Raw genomic sequence first — 19287 nt, 5'->3', positions numbered from 1 at the left:
TCCTCAGCGGACGTAACGGTTGGGGACAAACGGCATCGCGACGACACGTGCGTCGAGCCGCTTGCCACGCATTTCGATCTGCAGGGCCGTGCCGTTCGCCGCGAGGGCGGTGTCGACATAGGCCATGGCAATGGGGTGCTGGAGGGTCGGGGCGAACCCGCCCGAAGTAACGACACCGACTTCGCTGTCGCCCGACATGACCTTGGCGCCTTCCCGGGCGGCCATGCGGCCTTCGAGCGCCAGGCCGATGCGCAGGCGCTGCGTGCCCTCGGCCAGATCCTTCTGGACACGCGCGGCGCCGGGGAAGCCACCTTCGGCGCGGCGGCGCTTGTTGACGCCGAAGATCAGCCCGGCCTCGACCGCGCCCTGCTCGGGGCTCATGTCGTGGCCATAGAGCGGCAGGCCCGCTTCCAGACGCAGCGAATCGCGTGCGCCAAGGCCGATCGGCTTGACCTCGGGTTCACCGCAGAGAAGGTCCGCGACCTTGGCCGCCTCTTCGCCCGGGATCGCGATCTCGAAGCCGTCCTCGCCGGTGTAGCCCGAACGGCTGATCCAGGCATCAACGCCGCCAAGCGTGTAGGCCGCGCCCTTCATGAACTTCAGTTCGGTGAGCGGGGTCTCGCCCTTGGCGTGGCGCGCCAGCGCGTCGACCGCCTTGGGGCCCTGCAGCGCCAGAAGCGCGCTCTCGTCGAGGTGATTGATGTTCACCTCGTCGGGCAGGTACTCGCGCAGGGTCCCGATGTCGTCCCACTTGGTCGCGCCATTGACGACGAGGTAGAACCCGCTGTTCCAGCGCGTCACCATGAGGTCATCGAGGATGCCCCCCTCTTCATCGAGCAGCAGCGAATAGCGGACCGAGCCGGTCTTCAACGTCGCCAGATCGATGGGGAGCGCGGCTTCCAGCGCGGCCTCGACATCGATCTCGGCACCTTCGGCCGGCGCGATGTACAGCTGGCCCATGTGGCTGACATCGAACAGCCCCGCGCTCTCGCGCGTCCACAGGTGCTCGGCGAGGATGCCCTCGTACTGGATGGGCATGGGGTAGCCGGCAAATTCGACCATCCGCGCGCCCTTGTCCCGGTGCCAGGCATCAAGCGGCAGGATGGCCGGCTCGATGGGCTCCAGGTCGGGGTCATTTTCAAAATCGGAAATTTCGCTCAAGGCATAGCTCCGCAACAGTCAGGTCACACCAGTTCGGTGCCCCCTCTGTCACGGAAACCTGAGAGTTTTCCCCCTTCGAAGCGGCCCGAAAAGGACCAATCGTCGAGGTTACACCGTCGGCGGCCTGACCCTTTCGGGCCCGACACTTTCCAGAGTATCGCTATCAGCAGGCGCGGTCCTTTTGCCTGAGAGTTTCCGGGGCGGTTGCTCCTTCGGCGCCTATTCGTAATGCGCAACGGCCATAAGCAATTGCGAATCACGCAGGTCTCTCCCGCGCTGCCAGCGATCGCCTCACGATTGGTTCAGCCGGGGGCCCAAGTCAATCGGGCATCACCGCATTGCACAATTAAGCAGGTATTTTTTGTAATACCCTGCGAAAATTATCGTGCTCGGCAACAAAGCGCCCCTGCGCCTTTTCCATCGCTACACCAAGGATCACCCGCGCCAGATCGCGCGCGCGGATCGAGCGAAAGCGGCGCCAGCGTCCGTGCAGGACGAGGCTATCGGCGAGCGGGGCAAGAACCTGCCCGACCCCCTCCAGCCGCCGCCGCTCCGCGCGATGTCCGCGCAGCAAACCGGGGCGCAGGATATCGAGGCGACGAAAGGCCATCTTGCCCAAAGCCTCTTCCATTCCCCCCTTGACCGACAGGTAGAAATTGCGGCTTCCCCGCTCCGCGCCGACCGAGGAGACGACGATCATGTGGTCGATACCGGCACTACGCGCCGCTTGCGCACAATCGACCACCAGATCGCGGTCGACCGCACGGAACGCCTCCTGCGAGCCGGCCTTGGCGAAGGTCGTTCCCAGCGCGCATACGAGCACGTCGGCGCGCGCGGCGGCGATGAGTTCGGGCCAGCTTTCCAGCGATCCGGTCAGGACGTCCATGCGCGCGCCGTCGGGCATGGGCACTTCCCCGCGCGCCACGGCAATGATGCGAAGATCCTGGCGTCCCACCGCCTCGGCCAGCACGGCCTGTCCGACAAGGCCGCTTGCCCCGACCAGGCAGATGCGGCGGACCGGGCCCGCCGCGCAGGCCTTGTCAGACATTGCGCAGGCCCGCAGGCGTACGGCCGTAGATGTTCTCGTGGCAGGTGATCGCGAAGCGGTCGGTCATGCCGGCGATGTAATCCGCGATATGCCGGCTGCGTTCGGGCTCGGTGCGCGGGAGCGTGTCGATCCAGCTCTCGTCCATGAGGACGGGTTCCTGCGAATAGGCGGCGTAGAGCTCAGCCAGGACCGCCCGGGCGCGCTTCGCCGTCTCCAGCTGTTCGGGATGGTAATAGAGCTTCTCGTACATGAAGCGTTTGAAGGCGCGCTCGCCCTCTTCCATCTCGGCGGAGAAGGCGATGAGCGGGCGCCCTGCGGCGCGGACTTCCTCGACGCTTTCGACACCGACAAGACGCTTTTGCGATTCCGCGATCAGGTCGTTGACCATCGTGCCAATCTGGCTGCGCAGCAGTTCGGCCAGCTGGCGCTCGCGTGAAATGTCCGGGTAGCGCCGCTCCACTTCGCCCCAGTTGGCCGCGATGAAGGGATGTGCGAGCAGTTCGTCGAGGTCCAGAAACCCAGCGCGCAGGCCATCGTCGATATCGTGGTTGTCATAGGCGATATCATCCGAAAGCGCGGCCACTTGCGCCTCGAGCGAAGCGTGGGTGCCCAGTTCGAGGTCGTAGGCCGCGTTAAGCTCGCGCAGCGCCCAGCTCGGGTTGGCAACAGGCCCGTTGTGCTTGGCCAGGCCCTCCAGCGTCTCCCACGTCAGGTTGAGCCCGTCATGGTGCGGATAGGGGCTGTCGATCCGCATCAGCGTGCGCAGCGTGTTGGCGTTGTGATCGAAGCCGCCCGCCTTGTGGAGCGCGGCGTCGAGCGCCTCCTCTCCCGCATGGCCGAAGGGCGGATGGCCAATGTCATGCGCCAGCGCAAGACCTTCGGTCAGATCCTCATCAAGCCCCAGAATGCGCGCGATCACGCGGGCGATCTGCGCGACTTCCAGGCTGTGAGTCAGGCGCACGCGGTAGTGGTCCCCATCGGGCGCGACGAAGACCTGCGTCTTGTAGCGCAAGCGGCGGAACGCGATCGAGTGGATGATACGGTCGCGGTCGCGCTGGTAGGGACTACGCTCGCCCCGCGCGAGGCCGTTTTCCATCGGGAATTCCCGGCCGCGCGAGCGGGCCGGATCGGAAGCGTAAGGTGCAAGCATCAGGCTGAAATTCTTTCCCGCATTCGGCGTTGAGCGATCCGTCCTGCCGTCCTAGCGGGCGAGCCCACTCGAACACAAGGCTGCGCTTTGGCCCGCGACACGCAGCACCTGGGGATCCTCGATCCGGCCGACCGCGTCGAGCCAGTCGCGCATCGTCGTCTTCTCGCCTTCCAGGCTGCGCAGCGACCAGAGCTGCAGGGGCGAGAGGTCCTCGGCCATGCGGCCTGCGATGCACGAGGCGACCTTTTCGCGCACACCGGCATCGCGCAGCGCGCCGTCGATCCGCAACTGGGCATAGGCCGGCACACCGAAGGTCCAGGCGGCGAACAGGGCAGCGGCCAGCACGGCCAGTCGGATTAGTGTGGTCATTCCCGCAAGGTCGGGGGTGCCACCCGTTTTTCCAAGGGGTTAATCGAGCGCCTTGACGATTTCCTCGACCATCTTCTTCGCGTCGGCCAGAAGCATCATGGTCTGGTCCATGTAGAACACATCGTTGTCGACGCCCGCATAGCCCTGCCCGCCCATGGAGCGCTTGATGAAGAAGATCGTCTTGGCCTTCTCCACGTCGAACACGGGCATGCCGTAGATGGGCGAGGACTTGTCGGTGCGCGCGGCCGGGTTCACGACGTCGTTCGCGCCGATGATGAAGGCGACGTCGGCCTGCGCGAACTCGGAATTGATGTCCTCCAGTTCGAAGACGTCGTCGTAGGGCACGTTGGCTTCGGCGAGGAGCACGTTCATGTGCCCCGGCATGCGCCCGGCCACGGGATGGATCGCGAATTTCACCGAGACGCCGTGCTCCTTCAGCATATCGGTCATCTCACGCAGCGCGTGCTGGGCCTGTGCAACCGCCATGCCGTAGCCCGGGATGATGATGACGTTCTCCGCCTCCTTCATCAGGAAGGCCGCGTCTTCAGCGGAACCGCGTTTCCAGGGGCGCTGTTCCCCGGTTCCGCCGTTCCCTGCTGAACCTGCGGCATCCGCCCCGAAGCCGCCTGCAATGACCGAGACGAACGAGCGGTTCATCGCCTTGCACATGATGTAGGAAAGGATCGCACCCGAGGAGCCCACCAGCGCGCCAGTGATGATCATCGCGGTGTTGTGGAGCGTAAAGCCCATCGCCGCGGCCGCCCAGCCCGAATAGGAATTGAGCATCGAGACGACGACCGGCATGTCCGCCCCGCCGATCGGGATGATGAGCAGGAAGCCGATCACGAAGGCCAAGAGCGTGATCCACACGATCAGCAGCCCCTCGCCCGGACCGCCTGCCCCGCTCATCGCGTAAGCCCCTACAAGGCCCAGGATCGCGACGAGCACGGCCAGGTTGAGGAGATGCCGTCCAGGCAGCAGGATCGGCGATCCCGACATGTTCCCGTTGAGCTTCAGGAAGGCGATGATCGAGCCTGAGAAAGTGATCGCGCCGATGGCAATGCCAAGGCCCATCTCGATACGGCTGGCAACCATGATCTGACCCGTCGCATCGAGGATCTCGAAGGCGCCGGGATTGAGCCAGGCCGCCAGTCCCACCAGCACGGCAGCGAGCCCGACGAGCGAGTGGAACGCGGCGACGAGCTGGGGCATCGCGGTCATGGCGATGCGCCGCGCGATGACGAAGCCGATCACCCCGCCAAGCGCAATGGCTCCGGCGATTTCGGGCAGGCTGGCGATCTCGTGCGTGACCAGAGTGGTCACGACCGCAATGCCCATGCCGATCATGCCGTAGCGATTGCCCTTACGGCTGGTGGTGGGATGCGAAAGCCCGCGTAGAGCAAGGATGAAGCAGACGCCCGCAACAAGATAGGCGAGCGCCACCCAGGGGTTCACCGCGTGCCCCTCGACGATTTCGATCTCTTGAACGGTCTCGATAACCGGCATGGGCGCCACGGCCGAGAGGAGAGGAAGCCCCATCACTTCTTCTCCTTCTTCTTGTACATCGCAAGCATACGTTCGGTGACGGCAAAGCCGCCGAAGATGTTGACGCTGGCAAGGACGACCGCGGCAAGGCCGAGCCACTTCGCGCCCGGAACCCCAGCCGCCGCGCTCGCCACCAGCGCGCCCACGATGATGACCGAGGAAATCGCATTGGTCACCGCCATCAACGGCGTGTGCAGCGCGGGCGTCACCGACCAGACGACGTAGTAGCCCACGAAGCAGGCCAGCACGAAGATCGAGAGGATACTGATGAAATCCATGGGTCTTCTCCTCCTCCCTGTCAGCCGAGCAGCCGCTCATGAACGATCTTGCCACCCTGCGTCAGGCGAATGGCATCACCGATCTCCGCATCGAGCACGGGCCCACCTGCCTCCGTGTCCCAGAAGGCGGAGAGGAAATTGAACAGGTTGCGCGCGAACAGCGCCGAGGCGTCCGCAGGCAGGTGCGCCGGCGTGTTCGACAGGCCGATGATCTTCACCCCGTGTTTTTCCACCACCTCGTCGGCAACGGTCCCTTCCACGTTGCCGCCCTGGGGCGCGGCCAGATCGAAGATCACGCTCCCTGGCTTCATCGAGGCAATCTGCGCATCGGTGATAAGGCGCGGCGCGGGGCGACCCGGAATGAGCGCGGTCGTGATGACGATGTCCTGCTTGGCGATATGGCTCGACACCAGTTCGCCTTGCGCCTTCTGGTACTCCTCGCTCATTTCGGTGGCGTAGCCGCCCGCGCCTTCGCCCTCGATCCCCGCGACATTCTCCACGAAGATCGGCTTGGCACCGAGCGAGAGGATCTGCTCCTTCGTCGCCGAGCGCACGTCGGTCGCCGAGACCTGTGCGCCCAGCCGCCGCGCGGTGGCAATCGCCTGAAGGCCCGCCACGCCCACGCCCATCACGAAGCACTTGGCCGCACTGATCGTGCCCGCCGCCGTCATCATCATCGGAAAGGCCCGGCCATAGGTGTCGGCCGCCAGGATCACCGCCTTGTAGCCCGCAAGGTTGGACTGGCTGGAGAGGATATCCATCGACTGCGCGCGGGTGATGCGTGGCATGAATTCCATCGCCAGCGCCTCGAGACCTGCCTGCGCATAGGCGTCTACTCGGGCGCGCTGACCGAAGGGATCGAGCCCGGCGACCACCCATGCGCCCGGCGCAACGCCGAACAGGAGCGCAACATCGGGGCCCTGTACGCCCAGGACGATGTCCGCTCCGGCCACGACCGCCGCCGCTTCGCCCACATCGGCGCCCGCCTCGCGGTACGCCTCGTCCGGGATCGAGGCTGACAGGCCCGCCCCGCTCTCGACATGGAGCGCCGCGCCCAGCGCGATCAATTTCTTCACCGTCTCGGGCGTTGCCGAGACGCGCGCCTCCCCGCTCGCACGTTCGCGTAGAACGGCGATCTTCCTGCCCGTAACCATGTTCGAGCCCCTGTTCTATCGAATGGTGTGGACCTGGTGTCAGGTCAGGAGGCGATGAGCCCCACCACGAACGCGGTCACCAGGATGCAGAACCCCGTCCCCCAGGTCGCGGCCTTGATGAACCCGTTGTAGGTTGCCTGCGAAGTCTTGATGTCGTGCCCCGAAGCCATGTCTTGCGTCCTTCCCCTGTTCATTCGGACCACCGCCAGCCTAGGGCGCCGGTCCTGTTCCCTCAACCTTCCCCGCCCGGCGCCAGGCGCAATATCGCGGGGGCAGTCGAAATCATCGCGTTGCACGGCGCCCGGGTGTTATCGGAGCCACCGCACGCCCGGTCTATTAGCCTAAAGGCGAACGCAACGCTACGTGTCGCAAAGAACAGGCTTAATCCCGTCTTTACCTCCCGCACATAAGGTGCTGTATCAAACCGGTACATGTGAGGACCCTGACGCGCACCATGGCCGAATACGAGCAACGCCTGCTGATGCTGATCGACGACGAGCCGGCCCAGAGCCGTCTCATTTCGGCGCTGGCGGCGCGCGAAGGTTGGCGTACGGTCATCGCGCAGGACGCGGAAACCGCCATCGCCATGCTTGGCACACGTCAGGGCATGCAGCTCTCGGCGATCATTCTCGACCAATGGGTGCCTGGCGATGATGCCTGTGCGCTCATCAGCGAACTCAAGTCGCGCCGCCCGGCCCTGCCCATCCTCATGATCACGGCCAGCACCTCGCCGCTGCTCGCGGTCGAGGCGATGCGCGCGGGTGCCAGCGATTACCTTGTGAAACCCGTCGCGCCCGAGCGGCTGATGCACGCGCTGCGCTCGGCGACCACGCGCGAGGCCGCGCGCGACGAGCTCGCCCCGCTCACCGAGAAGATGCCCTCGCGTCCCGACTTCGAATCGATGATCGGGGCTGCCCCCAATTTCCGCAAGGCGCTCGCCGTCGCCGCCAAGGCGGCGCGCGGCCACCATCCCGTGCTGATCGAGGGGGAGAGCGGCACCGGCAAGGAGATGCTGGTGCGCGCCATGCACGCAGCCTCCTCGCGCGCGAAGATGCCGCTGCGCCTCATCAACATCAGCGGCATTCCCGCCAATTCCATCGAGTCTGTCCTGTTTGGGCACGAGAAAGGCGCCTTTCCCGGCGCCTTCGAACGCCAGGTCGGCGCGCTTCAGCACGCCGACGGCGCGACCCTTGCCCTCGACGAAGTCGATTGCCTGCCGATGTCGGTGCAGGAACGCCTGCTCGAATCGATCCGCAAGGGGGACGTGCGCCCCATCGGCGCGCGCCATTCGTTCCGCATCGACGTGCGCCTGATTTCCTCAAGCAACCTGCCCCTGGCCGACCTTGCCGCGACCGGGAACTTCCTTCCCGAACTTGCCGAAGCGCTGGGCCACACCAAGGTCACGCTGCCGCCCTTGCGCGAGCGTTCGGGCGACATCCCGGCCCTCACCCGCTATTTCCTCGCGCGGATCGGCGAACAGCCGGGCCTGCGCGAACTGGGCATCACTGATGGCGCGCTCTCGCTTCTGGCCGCCTACGACTGGCCCGAGAACGTCCGCCAGCTTCAGGCCGCGCTGTTCCGTGCCTCAGTCTTCTGCGACGGTGATGCACTTACCTCCGAGGACTTCCCGCAGCTCCTCGCCATCCTCGGCCCCGGCCCCTCCAACGTCGCGGGCAATCCGCTGCAGGAGAGTGCGGGCGTGATGCTCTACACTCCCGACGGCAACCTGCGCCGGCTGGAGGACATCGAGGCCGACGTTATCCGTCTTGCCATCGGGCTCTACCGGGGCCGGATGACCGAAGTGGCCCGGCGCCTGGGCATTGGCCGCTCGACCCTCTACCGCAAGCTGGCCGATCTCGGCATCGACAACGCGGCCTAGGCCGCAAACCCGAAGCTGCGCGTGACGAGCGGCTGCCCGTCCGTGCGGCAGACCGTCAGCGTCACTTTGCGCGCTGTCCAATCCACGACGACTTCGCCGAAATTCGCATCGCCCACGCACATCCCCTGCCGGTCCGCATCGGGCTCACGCGCGGTCGCTTCGGCATTGCTGGCGTTGGGCCGGTTGAGCGAGGAAGCGGTCATCTCCCAAAGGCCCTGCGCGGCCCCGGGCACGTCCTTGCGGTAGATCCCGCCAACGTGCCGGTCGCCCGACAGGAGGACGAGCCCACCGCCCTTGCGCGCAGCCAACGCGGCGTAAAGACGTTCCCGCTCGCGCGGCATGAGCTCCCAGCCCTCCCACAAGTGCGCATCGGAGAGCACCTGGATCGAGGAGACGACCACGCGCAGGTCCGCAGGCTTTGCCAGCTCTTCGGCCAGCCAGGTCCACTGCGCCTCCCCCAGCATCTGCGCGTCCGCGCTGGTATCGGGCACGTAGCGCCCGTTTACCGGCAGGGTCTGGCCCGGCGCAGGCGGCACGAGCGGCGAGCGCTGGAAACGGGTGTCGAGAAGGATGATCTGCACCCGGCGCCCTTGCGGCCCGTAAGTGCGCGCATGGTAGACGCCCTCGCGCCCACGCACGTCCTCGGGCGAATTCCAGAACGTCTCGTAGATGTGCTCGGACCAGCGCTTGAACGGGAACACGGCACCGCCATCGTTGAAGCCGTAGTCGTGATCGTCCCACACCGTGTGCATTGGGACAGTCTTGCGAAATTCCTGGAATTCCGGGTGGCCATTGAGGCGTTCGTAGGCACGGCGCAGCGAGCCCAGGTCCGCACCTCCGTCCCAGCCCGGATCGCCGTAAACGTTGTCGCCGATGTAGAGAAAGAGCTGAGGGTTGCGGCTGGCGATGCCCTGCCAGAAGGACTGGTCGCCTTCCTGATTGTTGCAGCTGCCGACCGCAAAGCGGGTGATCTCGGTCTCGGGGGCAAGCTGCGGCCCCTCGGGCGCGCGGGGGAGCGTGATCTCGTCTTCAAGGTCGCGGTAGTAGGGCTCCAGCAGCGCGGCTGGCGTGGAGTTCTGCGCATGAGCGGCTCCACCTGCGACAAGGCCGCTCGTGGACAGGAACAGGAAGCGGCGGCGCGAGGAGGTCAGCATGGCGCCTTCTCCCAAAGCGCCATGACCTTTTCAAGACATCACGGCCGAGCCTTCCCTTCAACGCGAAAGCGCCGCTGGCCCAAGGCCAACGACGCTTTTGTCCAAATCTCTTGAGGGGAAAGAGGTCGGATCAGTTCTCGAGGTAGACGCGGGGCACCGTGTGGCCCTTTTCCGCCATGTATTCGGCATAATCGAGCCGGTTGTCCTTCAGCTCGTGGGCGTACTCCCCGTAAGCGTCGCGGGCGTCTTCCAGGTCAGTCGCGCGCTTGAGGTCGCTCGAAAGCTCCTTCTTCGTCTCCAGGACATTGCCCTGGTAATCGAACCACTGGGAATTCTCGATACCCGCGATGGGCGAGGTCATGATGCGTCCTTCCTCGGTCTGGGCCCACTGCTGCTCGGCGGTCATGGGCATGTCGCTCATCGGCATGGCGGCGACAGCTGCGCCTGCGGGGATGGCCACGGCAGCGGCGAGAACGGCGGTGCGAAAGGTCTTGGTCTTGATCATGGGACGTATCTCCCTTCTTCGAAATCAGCGCCGGGCATGATTGCCTTGCGTTCGAGAGGGAAACGGGCCGGCCGGGCAAATCCCTCCCGGCGAAGCGACGAAATGAACCCTTGGCGCGACGAAAACGGCGATGCGTGCACCGCTGCACGCACCGCGCCTTGCGGGTTCATCCCACAGAAATCTGCGGTTCATCCACGGTCAAGATTTCGGAAGATCGGAGCGCCCTGTGGCGGCCCGATCAATCCACCAGTTGCGAGAAGTCGGTGAGCGCCGCATCGCGCATGCCGCGCCACACCCGCACGGCCTGCACCGTTTCGGCCACGTCGTGGACGCGTACGATATGCGCGCCCGCCTCGATGGCCTTGAGCGCCAGCGTGATCGAACCGCCCAGACGCTCGTGCGCCGCCGCCTCGTTCGAGAGGGCGCCAATCATGCGCTTTCGGCTTGCCCCCACCAGCAGCGGATGGCCGAGTGCGTGGTACAGCGCGAGGGCGTTCATCAGCGCGAGGTTCTCGGCCAAGGTCTTGCCAAAGCCGATGCCCGGATCGAGCAGAATGCGCTCGCGCGCGATGCCGGCGGCCACGGCCTCGTCGCGGGCCACTTCCAGCCAGTCGAAGACGTCGAGAACGACATCGGCGTAGTGCCCGTCCGAGTGGAGGTCATCGCCCTTGCCCGGCGCGTGCATCAGCACCACCGGCGCGTTCGAAGCGGCCGCCAGTTCCAGGCTGCGGGGATCGTAGCGCAGCGCCGAGACGTCATTGATGATGTGCGCGCCAGCCGCCAGCGCGGCCTCCATCACCGCCGCGCGGCGGGTGTCGAGGCTGATCGCGGCGCCCATCATGGCAAGCCGCTCGACCATGGGCACGACGCGCTTGATCTCATCCCCTTCCCAGACCGCGGCTGCACCGGGGCGTGTGGACTCGCCCCCCACGTCGATGATCGCGGCGCCCTCTTCCAGCATGCCCACGGCGTGGTCGATGGCGACATCGGGGTGGTCCAGGAAGCGCCCGCCATCGGAAAAGCTGTCGGGCGTCATGTTGAGAATGCCCATGACCTGCGGCTGGTCGAGCCGGATCGTGCGCTCGCCGCAGGTGATCGGTGCGTGAACCTTTGCAAGCGCCGCCCACTGCGCCTCGGCCTGCGCCTTCAGGGGCGCATCGAGCGCCGCAATCGCATCGGGCATGGCCGCTGCATCGACCAGCGAGCGCGCGACAACCTTGCGCCCTTTACGTTCGATAAGGGCGAAGCGGCTGGCCCAGGCCAGCGAACCGCCAAGGCGGACAGCGTTGCCCGCTTCGCTCTGGGGACTGTCGACCAGAGCGATCGGGCGGATATAGATCTTGCGGGGCATGGCGGCTCTTTAGCCTTTTACCGGACGGTGTCGAGAGAGGGTGAGGAAGGCCCTCGTCTCACGGTTCGGTGGCAAGCAGGTAGAGCTGGCGGATGTCGTCAAGCGGCTTGAGCTTGCCTTCGTGCTGGATGCTCCAGAAGGTCCAGCCGTTGCACGAGGGCGCGCCCTGCAGTTCCTTACCCACGCCATGGATCGAGCCCGTCACAGGCCCCGAAGCGAGCGAGCCGTCGGCGCGCACGGTCGCGGTGAACTTGCCCTTCTTGGCGGTCAGTTCGGTGCCCGGCGCGATCCAGCCGGTCTCCACCAGCGTGCCGAAGGCGACCTTGGGCGCCGCACGCTTGGACTGCATGGTCTTGAGCGAACTCTCGTCGAGTTCGAGCGCCATCTCGATGCGCTCCATCGCCGCTTCGCGGTAGTCGCCCTCGCGCTCGCAGCCGATCCATTCGCGGCCAAGGCGCTTGGCGACGGCGCCGGTGGTGCCGGTGCCGAAGAAGGGATCGAGGACGACATCGCCCTTGTTGGTGGTGGCGAGCAGCACGCGGTAGAGCAGCGCCTCGGGCTTCTGCGTCGGGTGGACCTTGCGGCCTTCCTTCTTCAGACGCTCCGCGCCGTTGCAGATCGGCAGGTGCCAGTCCGAACGCATCTGGAGTTCATCGTTCAGCGTCTTCATCGCGCGGTAGTTGAAGGTGTACTTCGCCTTTTCACCCATGCTCGCCCAGATCAGCGTCTCGTGCGCGTTGGTGAAGCGTGTGCCCTTGAAGTTGGGCATCGGGTTCGCCTTGCGCCACACGATGTCGTTCAGGATCCAGAAGCCCATGTCCTGCATGATCGCGCCGAGGCGGAACACGTTGTGGTACGAGCCGATCACCCACAGCGAACCATCGGGCTTGAGAACACGGCGCGCCTCGGTCAGCCAGTCACGGGTAAACTGGTCGTAGGCGGCAAAGCTGGAGAACTTGTCCCATTCGTCGTTGACCGCATCGACGCGGCTGCCGTCGGGACGATCAAGATCGCCGCCCAGCTGCAGGTTGTACGGCGGGTCGGCGAAGACCATGTCGACGCTCGCGTCGGGGATCTGGCGCATCGCCTCGATGCAGTCGCCCGGGATGATCTGGCCAAGCGGCAGCAGTTCCTTCGGGGTCGGCGCCGGTGCCTTCGCACGAATCCGTTCTTTGACCAGTACCTGACCCATTATGACCCCGTCTAAAACCGTAATTAACTGTGGAAAGACGACCCTAATGATTCATCGGCGAGTCGCCGTCAAGCTGCGACTCGCCGGGAATCCTGATGATTCAAGGTATCATAAAACGGAACAAAACGAATCCGACACAGCATATGGAGTCTCGCGATTCACGACCGACTCAACATCTTGTGCCGAGCAACCAACCGGCCTTCGCGAAATTTTTTTACGCCAGCCCGAAATCCGATGTCGCGCCCGGGATCAGAGGTGCGCGATCAGAAGGCCATCTCAAGCTGGGCGATGGGCGAAAAACTGCGCCGGTGATGCGGGCTCGGCCCGTGCTCGCGCAGGGCGGCAAGGTGCCCCGCCGTGCCGTAACCGGCATTGCGCTCCCAGCCATACATCGGAAAGGCCTGCGCCAGGACACGCATGATCCGGTCGCGGTGCTGCTTGGCGATGATCGAGGCCGCCGAGATCGCCGCCTCGCTGCCATCGCCGCCCACGATCGCGCGCACGTTGGGCCAGCGCCAGCCCTCGCTGCGTCCCTCCGGCGTCTTGTTACCGTCGACAAGCACCTCGTCCGGCTCGAGCCCGGCCTTGGAGCACAGCGAACTGGCCGCGCGGGTCATCGCCAGCATGGTCGCGGCAAAAATGTTGATGCGATCGATCGTCTCGACATCCACCACGCCAACCGCCCAGAGACAGGTTTTGTGTATTTCTGTTTCCAGCTGCAACCGGCGGCTGGCCGAGAGTTTCTTGGAATCGTCGAGCCCGGCCGGGGCGTTCTTGCCAAGCAGCACAGCGCCCGCCACAACGGGACCGGCCAGCGGCCCACGACCGGCCTCGTCGATGCCCATGACATGCGGGCGAACCAGCGCGATGCCCCCGTAGGGGCCGATAGAAGGAAGCGTCATGATCTCCGGAAAATCCATGTTTCTGCCGTCCCTATCGGCGCTCGGGCTGGCGCTGGCAAGCTGCGGATCTTCGGCCTCCGACACGCGCCCGGCTCCCGAAGCCGCGCCTCCCCCCTTCACGGTGGAAACGCTGGCCAGCTTCGAGGAGCCCTGGGCGATGGACATCGATGCGGCCACCAACACCGCGATCATCACCGAGAAAGCCGGGACGATCCGCCTCTACCTCCCCGATGGCAGCACAGGAACCGTCAGCGGCGCGCCAAAGGTCGCCTACCAGGGCCAGGGCGGGCTTGGCGATGTCCTCCTCGCCCCGCAGGCCGACTGGACACCGCCCGAGAACGGCTCGCTCGACGGACGCCGGGTCTATCTTTCCTGGGCCGAGCCCGGCGACGGCGACACGCGCGGTGCAGCCGTGGGGCTTGGCACCCTCACTTGTTCGGCGCCGGCCAGCTGTGCTCTGGAAGGCCTTGAGGTCATCTGGCGCCAGACCCCCAAGGTGACAGGCGCCGGACACTATTCGCACCGCCTCGCCTTCTCGCCCGACGAAAGCTACCTCTTCGTAAGCTCGGGGGAGCGGCAGAAGGGCGAGCCCGCACAGGACACCTCGAACACGCTGGGCACCATCGTGCGCCTGCTGCCCGATGGCTCCCCGGCGCCTGGCAATCCCTTCGCCGACAAGGGCTCACCCTCGGACGAGATCTGGTCCTATGGCCACCGCAACGTCCTTGGCCTTGCCTTCGATGCGAACGGGGACCTGTGGGACCTTGAACACGGACCGGCTGGCGGCGACGAGATCAACCGCGTCGAGGCAGGGCTCAACTACGGCTGGCCGCTGGTCTCGGACGGCGATCACTACAACGGTGACCCGATCCCGCGCCACTCCACCCGCCCCGACCTTGCCGGGCCCGCCATCAGCTGGAACCCGGTGATCGCACCGGGCGATTTCATCCTCTACAAGGGAGACCGCTACCCCGGCTTCCACGACAAGGCCGTCATTGCCTCCTTCTCCGTCCCCGGCCTCGTCCTTGTCGCCCTCAACGGCACGCAAGGTGTTGAAGAGGCACGCTATGAACTCGATCACCGCATCCGCGAGGTGCGCGAGACACCCTCGGGCGAGATCTGGCTGCTGGAAGACGGGCCGGCTCCGGACAGCGGACACCTCCTCAAACTGGTGCCGCCTGCCAAGGGCCAAAGCGCGAATTGAATCGACAAAGCGCGCAGCCCGCCCTATCGGCGCGCGCCATGTCCAACTCGTCCGAAACCGCCACCGTCATTCCGCTCGACAACGTCGACCCCGCCCTCGTCGAGGATCTCCTCGACCGTGCGTTCGAACCCGAGCGACGCCAGCGCACCGCCTACAAGGTGCGTGAAGGCATGGAATGGCTGCCTGCGCTCAGCTTCGCGGTCATGGACGACAAGGACATGATGGTCGGCTCGATCCAGTGCTGGCCGGTCGCGCTGACCGACGACGATGGTCGCGCGCACCCGATGATCATGGTCGGCCCCGTTGCCGTCCTACCCGAGGAACAGAACCGCGGCTACGGCCAGGCGTTGATGTCAGCGGCCATGTCGGGCATCGACGAACGCGCCCCGCTCCCGCAGGTCCTCATCGGCGATCCCGAATACTACGGCCGCTTCTGGGGCTTCAGCAACGCCCAGACGCAAGGCTGGGACCTGCCCGGTCCGTTCGAGGCGAGCCGCCTGCTGGTGCGCTGCGACAACCCCGCCGTGCTGCCCGCAAAGGGCACGCTCGGCCCCTGGACGCGCTGAACCGGACCAGGTCCCGGCCGCATATCGCGGCGCCTGGCTCGGGAATGAAGCTGGAAAGGCTTGGCGCTTGGCGCGTGCGTGCCTATCTGGCATCGCACACGCCATGCCCTATGAAGCCCCACCCGACCTTGCCGGCCTTTCCCTCGCCGATGTGGCCGCGCTCCTCGAAGCGCGGCGGCTGCCGCCTGTCGAGACCTGGGAGCCTTCGCATGTCGGGGACAGCCACATGCGCATCGCCGCCGACGGACGGTGGTACCACGAGGACGGCCTGATCACGCGCCCCGCGATGGTGCGCGCCTTTGCATCGCTCCTGCTGTGCGACGGGGACGGCCAGCACTGGCTGGTCACCCCCACCCAGAAGCTGTCGATCGCGGTGGAGGACGCCGCGTTCCTCGCCGTCGACCTCAAGGAGGAGGACGGCAATCTCGTCTTTCGCCTCAACACCGATGACCTCGTGATCGCGGGCCCTGCGCACCGGGTCACGGCCGAAGGCGATCCCGACACCCCCGCCATCTACCTTGGCGTGCGCCACGGCTGCCGTGCCCGGCTCAACCGCAGCACCTACGCCCAGCTCGCCGAGATCGCGCTTGCCGGCGATGACCTCTCGGTCACCAGCGGCACCGCCCGTTTCCCGCTGAGCCCGGCATGAGCGCCCTGTTCGAGGCCGTGAAGCGCCGCTTCGAGGCGCGCGAGGGCCATGCCCAGCCCCACCGCTTCACCGATCCGCGCACCGCGCAGATCGAGAACTTCATCCCCGCCGCCGTCCTCATCGCGCTGACCGAACGCGAGCGCCCCGGCATGCTCCTCCTTCACCGCCCTTCCTCGATGCGCGCACATCCGGGGCAAGTCGCCTTTCCCGGCGGCCGGATCGATCCGGGCGAAGCGCCTGTCGAGGCCGCCTTGCGCGAAGCGAACGAGGAACTGGGCATTGATCCCGCGTGCGTGCGGGTCGTCGGCACGGGTGATCTCTACCGCACCGGCAGCGGCTACGAGATCACGCCGGTCCTTGGCATCGTGCCCCCCGACATCGAGATCCGCCCCAACCCCGCCGAGGTTGCCAAGTGGTTCGAAGCCCCGGTCGACTTCGTGCTCGATCCCGCCAACCAGAAAGCCAGGAGTCTGAAATGGGAAGGCGCACAGCGCGAATATGTCGAGATCATGTGGGAGGGGCACCGCATCTGGGGCGTCACCGGCGCCATCATCACCAACCTGACGCATAGGCTGAACTGGCATGACTGAACGGCTTCGCGCCGAATGGATGGGCCGCGCGGATCTCGCCGATCTGGTCGCGGCACTGGGCAAGGACTGTGCGCGCTACGTCGGCGGCGCGGTGCGCGATACCTTGCTAGGCCTCGCCGTCAAGGACATCGACATGGCCACCACGCTGCGTCCTGAAGAGGTCATGCAGCGCCTTGAGGATGCCGGGATCCGGCGCGTGCCCACCGGCATCGAACACGGCACCGTCACCGCGGTCCTGCCCGGCGGCCCGGTCGAGATCACCACGCTGCGCCACGACGTCTCCACCGACGGGCGCCGCGCCACGGTCGCCTTCGCGCAGGAGTGGCACGAGGACGCCGCGCGCCGCGACTTCACCATCAACGCCCTCTACGCCGATCCTGTGGACGGCACGATCTTCGACTATTTCGAGGGCCAGGCCGACCTTGCCACGCGCACCGTGCGCTTTATCGGCGATGCCCGCCAGCGCATCCGCGAGGATCACCTGCGTATCCTGCGCTACTTCCGCTTCCAGGCCCGGTTCGGCAGCCAGCCCGCCGACGAAGAAGCCGAAAGCGCTTGCCGCGAACTCGCCGCGACACTCAAGGGCCTCTCGCGCGAGCGGGTAGGCATGGAGACGATGAACCTCCTCGGCCTCGCCGATCCCGCGCCGACCATCGCGCGCATGAAGGCGCTGGGCGTTCTCGACGTGATCCTGCCCGAGGCCCGCCCCGAAGCGCTCGCCGCCCTTATCGCCTGCGAGCAGCGCGAGGGGATCGCGCCTGATCCAGTACGCCGACTTGCCGCTCTGCTCCCGGCCGATGTGGCTCTTGGCGAACAGATCGCCTCGCGCTTCCGGCTTTCCGGCGCACAGAAGAAGCGCCTGGCGCTTGCCGCGGCGCGCGAGGATATTCCCGGTGCACCGCGGGCCCTCGCCTTCCGACTGGGCATGGACCAGGCGCTCGACCGCCTGCTGATTGCGGGGGCCGATGTGACCCCTCTCAAGGGCTGGAGCATCCCCACCTTCCCGCTCAAGGGCGGACAGATCGTCGCGCGCGGTGTCGGTGCTGGGCCCGAGGTCGCGCGTGTCCTGCGCGCCGTCGAAGCGCGCTGGATCGCGGAAGGGTTCCCGGAAGGCCCGCGCGTCGAGCAGCTGCTTGACGACGTGATCGCGCAGCAAGGCCCCGCGTGAGCGGAGGCGATCTTGGTGCCACGCTGGAAGGCCAGCCGCTCCTCGCGTTAACGGTGGCCGCCATCGTGCTCGCCGTGGCCGCGCAGATGGTGAGCACGCAACGTCCGGGCCTTGGCACGGGAATGCGCAATGTCGCCTATCTCGGATTGCTTGTCGCCGGCTTGCTGACGGTCGTGCAGTTCGCAGGCAGCAACCGGACCTCGGACGCCGCGCTCTGGCTCGATCACACCCGCGAGGCCCGAATTGAAGGCGACGAGACCGTCATCGCCATGCGCGCGGACGGACACTTCTGGGTCAAGGCCCAACTCAATGGCGAACCAGTCGACTTCATGATCGACACCGGCGCCACTTACACTACCGTTCCGCAAAGTGTCGCGCAGCGCACCGGTCTTGCCGCCAGCCAGAGCGGCGAAGGACGCCTGCTCGACACCGCCAACGGCACCGTTGTCGCGCGCATGGGCCTTGCCCGCTCGCTGCGCCTCGGCACCATCGAGGCGACCGACCTGCCTCTCGCCGTCCTGCCCGACACGCAGAACGACACCGCCGTCATCGGCATGAACCTGCTCTCGCAGATGAAAAGCTGGCGCGTGGAAGGCGAGCGGCTCATCCTGACACCGTGAGCACGGCCCATCCCGGTCAGGAACCGGCAAGCTATCTGCGGGTAGTATAGGGACCATGGACCTTGAAATTCCCGACCAGCTCGATGAGCTTGCGACCTACCTCGCGGGCCAGCCGCTCCTTGCGCTCGCGCTGGGGGCGCTGCTGGTCACGATGATCGGCGGCCTCCTGCGCGGTCCCCTGCCCTTCCTCGGCGGCTTCGTGAAAGGCGTGGGCAACCTCGGCCTCGTCGCCGCCCTGCTCCTCACCATCGCCCAGTTCGCGCGCCTCAATACGGGCTTCGACTTCGCCCTGCCCCAGGTCGGCATTGAGCGGCAAAGCGTCGAGGGCCGCGAGACACGGGTTGCCATGGCCCCTGACGGGCACTTCTGGATCCGCGCCAGCATCAACGGTGTCGAGCGTGACTTCCTCGTCGACACCGGCGCGACGCTCACCGCGCTTGCCCCGGTGACGGCCCAGGCCGCGCAGATCGAACCCTCGCCTGTCCCGCGCCGGATCGCGATGCGCACGGCCAATGGCACCGTCCCCGCCGAACTGGTCACCGTAGACGAACTGCGCTTCGGCAACATCGTCGCGCGCGATCTCGACGCGGTCGTCGCGCCAGGCCTGGGCGAGCAGAACGTGATCGGGATGAACCTGCTCTCGCGCCTTGCCAGCTGGCGGGTTGAAGGACGCACGCTGATCCTCGTGCCGAACCATCCGCAGTCGGTGGAAGAAGTCTAGTAGAAGGATTTATTCAAGGGGCCATCGCCCCTTGGCCCCGAAATGGGTGACCTCACCTCTTTCAGCCAGCGCGGCGCGCCA

Annotated in this window: 21 protein-coding genes and 2 riboswitches; of the genes, 8 read left to right on the top strand and 13 right to left on the bottom strand. The window is 66.2% G+C overall.

Features of this window, described 5'->3' with window-relative positions; genetic code table 11:
* Window positions 1-3 precede the first annotated feature (3 nt).
* From gcvT to MTR65_RS05235, 8 genes are all read right to left on the bottom strand, one after another.
* A complete protein-coding gene (gcvT, locus tag MTR65_RS05270) occupies window positions 4-1152 on the bottom strand; it encodes a glycine cleavage system aminomethyltransferase GcvT (RefSeq protein ID WP_243798128.1) in 1149 nt (382 codons plus the stop codon).
* A gap of 44 nt (window positions 1153-1196) precedes the next feature.
* Window positions 1197-1324: riboswitch (glycine riboswitch) on the bottom strand.
* A riboswitch (glycine riboswitch) is annotated at window positions 1325-1445 on the bottom strand.
* 62 nt (window positions 1446-1507) lie between these two features.
* Window positions 1508-2209 carry an NAD(P)H-binding protein gene (locus tag MTR65_RS05265; protein ID WP_243797848.1) on the bottom strand — a complete coding sequence of 234 codons (702 nt, stop codon included), beginning with the start codon at window positions 2207-2209 and terminating at the stop codon, window positions 1508-1510.
* Entirely contained in the window at window positions 2202-3362 is a 1161-nt protein-coding gene (locus tag MTR65_RS05260) for a deoxyguanosinetriphosphate triphosphohydrolase (RefSeq protein WP_243798126.1), read from the bottom strand. The genes MTR65_RS05265 and MTR65_RS05260 overlap by 8 nt, the downstream gene beginning before the upstream one ends.
* Window positions 3363-3410: 48 nt before the next feature.
* On the bottom strand, window positions 3411-3728 hold the full coding sequence (locus MTR65_RS05255) for a hypothetical protein (protein WP_243797845.1): 318 nt from the start codon (window positions 3726-3728) through the stop codon (window positions 3411-3413).
* A 39-nt stretch (window positions 3729-3767) separates the two neighbouring features.
* Window positions 3768-5234, bottom strand: coding sequence for an NAD(P)(+) transhydrogenase (Re/Si-specific) subunit beta (locus tag MTR65_RS05250; protein WP_243798123.1), 1467 nt, complete (start codon window positions 5232-5234; stop codon window positions 3768-3770).
* A gap of 32 nt (window positions 5235-5266) precedes the next feature.
* A complete protein-coding gene (locus MTR65_RS05245) occupies window positions 5267-5551 on the bottom strand; it encodes an NAD(P) transhydrogenase subunit alpha part 2 (protein ID WP_039393145.1) in 285 nt (94 codons plus the stop codon).
* Window positions 5552-5571: 20 nt separating this feature from the next.
* The gene (locus tag MTR65_RS05240) at window positions 5572-6705 is read right to left on the bottom strand and encodes an NAD(P) transhydrogenase subunit alpha (protein WP_243797842.1); all 1134 of its coding nucleotides are present in this window, start codon (window positions 6703-6705) and stop codon (window positions 5572-5574) included.
* Between the two features lie 44 nt (window positions 6706-6749).
* The gene (locus tag MTR65_RS05235) at window positions 6750-6875 is read right to left on the bottom strand and encodes an aa3-type cytochrome c oxidase subunit IV (RefSeq protein WP_084592220.1); all 126 of its coding nucleotides are present in this window, start codon (window positions 6873-6875) and stop codon (window positions 6750-6752) included.
* Between the two features lie 284 nt (window positions 6876-7159).
* Between MTR65_RS05235 and MTR65_RS05230 the strand changes: the two genes are divergently transcribed.
* A complete protein-coding gene (locus MTR65_RS05230) occupies window positions 7160-8584 on the top strand; it encodes a sigma-54-dependent transcriptional regulator (RefSeq protein WP_226636869.1) in 1425 nt (474 codons plus the stop codon).
* Here the strand turns inward: MTR65_RS05230 and MTR65_RS05225 are convergent.
* The 5 genes from MTR65_RS05225 to MTR65_RS05205 all read right to left on the bottom strand — a co-directional run bounded on the left by MTR65_RS05225 (window position 8581) and on the right by MTR65_RS05205 (window position 13688).
* Window positions 8581-9738, bottom strand: a complete 1158-nt coding sequence (locus MTR65_RS05225; RefSeq protein ID WP_243797840.1) for an alkaline phosphatase D family protein — start codon at window positions 9736-9738, stop codon at window positions 8581-8583. The two genes, MTR65_RS05230 and MTR65_RS05225, sit on opposite strands and share 4 nt — an antisense overlap.
* A gap of 130 nt (window positions 9739-9868) precedes the next feature.
* A complete protein-coding gene (locus tag MTR65_RS05220; RefSeq protein ID WP_243797838.1) occupies window positions 9869-10243 on the bottom strand; it encodes a hypothetical protein in 375 nt (124 codons plus the stop codon).
* 238 nt (window positions 10244-10481) lie between these two features.
* Complete coding sequence (folP, locus tag MTR65_RS05215) at window positions 10482-11594, bottom strand: dihydropteroate synthase (RefSeq protein ID WP_243797836.1); 1113 nt, start codon at window positions 11592-11594, stop codon at window positions 10482-10484.
* Between the two features lie 58 nt (window positions 11595-11652).
* A complete protein-coding gene (locus MTR65_RS05210; protein WP_327194316.1) occupies window positions 11653-12786 on the bottom strand; it encodes a site-specific DNA-methyltransferase in 1134 nt (377 codons plus the stop codon).
* A 263-nt stretch (window positions 12787-13049) separates the two neighbouring features.
* Complete coding sequence (locus MTR65_RS05205) at window positions 13050-13688, bottom strand: ribonuclease HII (protein WP_052322643.1); 639 nt, start codon at window positions 13686-13688, stop codon at window positions 13050-13052.
* Window positions 13689-13704: 16 nt separating this feature from the next.
* On the opposite strand from MTR65_RS05205, the gene MTR65_RS05200 reads away from it, so the two are divergent.
* The 7 genes from MTR65_RS05200 (at window position 13705) to MTR65_RS05170 (ending at window position 19206) form a co-directional block, all read left to right on the top strand.
* Window positions 13705-14892 (top strand): PQQ-dependent sugar dehydrogenase, encoded by a 1188-nt coding sequence (locus MTR65_RS05200; protein WP_243797833.1) that lies wholly within the window; start codon window positions 13705-13707, stop codon window positions 14890-14892.
* A 38-nt stretch (window positions 14893-14930) separates the two neighbouring features.
* Window positions 14931-15458, top strand: a complete 528-nt coding sequence (locus MTR65_RS05195; RefSeq protein WP_226636879.1) for a GNAT family N-acetyltransferase — start codon at window positions 14931-14933, stop codon at window positions 15456-15458.
* 103 nt (window positions 15459-15561) lie between these two features.
* A complete protein-coding gene (locus MTR65_RS05190) occupies window positions 15562-16107 on the top strand; it encodes a DUF1285 domain-containing protein (RefSeq protein WP_243797830.1) in 546 nt (181 codons plus the stop codon).
* The gene (locus tag MTR65_RS05185; RefSeq protein ID WP_243797827.1) at window positions 16104-16697 is read left to right on the top strand and encodes a CoA pyrophosphatase; all 594 of its coding nucleotides are present in this window, start codon (window positions 16104-16106) and stop codon (window positions 16695-16697) included. Before MTR65_RS05190 ends, MTR65_RS05185 begins: the two co-directional genes overlap by 4 nt.
* Window positions 16690-17865 (top strand): CCA tRNA nucleotidyltransferase, encoded by a 1176-nt coding sequence (locus tag MTR65_RS05180; RefSeq protein ID WP_243797825.1) that lies wholly within the window; start codon window positions 16690-16692, stop codon window positions 17863-17865. The genes MTR65_RS05185 and MTR65_RS05180 overlap by 8 nt, the downstream gene beginning before the upstream one ends.
* A complete protein-coding gene (locus tag MTR65_RS05175) occupies window positions 17862-18485 on the top strand; it encodes a retropepsin-like aspartic protease family protein (RefSeq protein WP_243797823.1) in 624 nt (207 codons plus the stop codon). Before MTR65_RS05180 ends, MTR65_RS05175 begins: the two co-directional genes overlap by 4 nt.
* Before the next feature lie 55 nt (window positions 18486-18540).
* Complete coding sequence (locus MTR65_RS05170) at window positions 18541-19206, top strand: retropepsin-like aspartic protease family protein (RefSeq protein WP_243797821.1); 666 nt, start codon at window positions 18541-18543, stop codon at window positions 19204-19206.
* Window positions 19207-19287: the final 81 nt, after the last annotated feature.

The organism is Novosphingobium mangrovi (genome assembly GCF_022818885.1).
GTDB classification, from domain to species: domain Bacteria; phylum Pseudomonadota; class Alphaproteobacteria; order Sphingomonadales; family Sphingomonadaceae; genus Novosphingobium; species Novosphingobium mangrovi.
The sequence above is the reverse complement of the archived record's forward strand: the minus strand, read 5'-3'. Positions and strand labels throughout refer to the sequence as shown.

Bases quoted from the DNA above. Each gene is read 5' to 3' on its own strand.
- MTR65_RS05265 (WP_243797848.1), bottom strand. From the start codon at position 2,209: ATGTCTGACAAGGCCTGCGCGGCGGGCCCGGTCCGCCGCATCTGCCTG.
- MTR65_RS05255 (WP_243797845.1), bottom strand. From the start codon at position 3,728: ATGACCACACTAATCCGACTGGCCGTGCTGGCCGCTGCCCTGTTCGCC.
- MTR65_RS05250 (WP_243798123.1), bottom strand. From the start codon at position 5,234: ATGCCGGTTATCGAGACCGTTCAAGAGATCGAAATCGTCGAGGGGCAC.
- MTR65_RS05245 (WP_039393145.1), bottom strand. From the start codon at position 5,551: ATGGATTTCATCAGTATCCTCTCGATCTTCGTGCTGGCCTGCTTCGTG.
- MTR65_RS05240 (WP_243797842.1), bottom strand. From the start codon at position 6,705: ATGGTTACGGGCAGGAAGATCGCCGTTCTACGCGAACGTGCGAGCGGG.
- MTR65_RS05235 (WP_084592220.1), bottom strand. From the start codon at position 6,875: ATGGCTTCGGGGCACGACATCAAGACTTCGCAGGCAACCTACAACGGG.
- MTR65_RS05230 (WP_226636869.1), top strand. From the start codon at position 7,160: ATGGCCGAATACGAGCAACGCCTGCTGATGCTGATCGACGACGAGCCG.
- MTR65_RS05225 (WP_243797840.1), bottom strand. From the start codon at position 9,738: ATGCTGACCTCCTCGCGCCGCCGCTTCCTGTTCCTGTCCACGAGCGGC.
- MTR65_RS05220 (WP_243797838.1), bottom strand. From the start codon at position 10,243: ATGATCAAGACCAAGACCTTTCGCACCGCCGTTCTCGCCGCTGCCGTG.
- folP (WP_243797836.1), bottom strand. From the start codon at position 11,594: ATGCCCCGCAAGATCTATATCCGCCCGATCGCTCTGGTCGACAGTCCC.
- MTR65_RS05210 (WP_327194316.1), bottom strand. From the start codon at position 12,786: ATGGGTCAGGTACTGGTCAAAGAACGGATTCGTGCGAAGGCACCGGCG.
- MTR65_RS05205 (WP_052322643.1), bottom strand. From the start codon at position 13,688: ATGACGCTTCCTTCTATCGGCCCCTACGGGGGCATCGCGCTGGTTCGC.
- MTR65_RS05200 (WP_243797833.1), top strand. From the start codon at position 13,705: ATGTTTCTGCCGTCCCTATCGGCGCTCGGGCTGGCGCTGGCAAGCTGC.
- MTR65_RS05195 (WP_226636879.1), top strand. From the start codon at position 14,931: ATGTCCAACTCGTCCGAAACCGCCACCGTCATTCCGCTCGACAACGTC.
- MTR65_RS05190 (WP_243797830.1), top strand. From the start codon at position 15,562: ATGCCCTATGAAGCCCCACCCGACCTTGCCGGCCTTTCCCTCGCCGAT.
- MTR65_RS05185 (WP_243797827.1), top strand. From the start codon at position 16,104: ATGAGCGCCCTGTTCGAGGCCGTGAAGCGCCGCTTCGAGGCGCGCGAG.
- MTR65_RS05180 (WP_243797825.1), top strand. From the start codon at position 16,690: ATGACTGAACGGCTTCGCGCCGAATGGATGGGCCGCGCGGATCTCGCC.
- MTR65_RS05170 (WP_243797821.1), top strand. From the start codon at position 18,541: ATGGACCTTGAAATTCCCGACCAGCTCGATGAGCTTGCGACCTACCTC.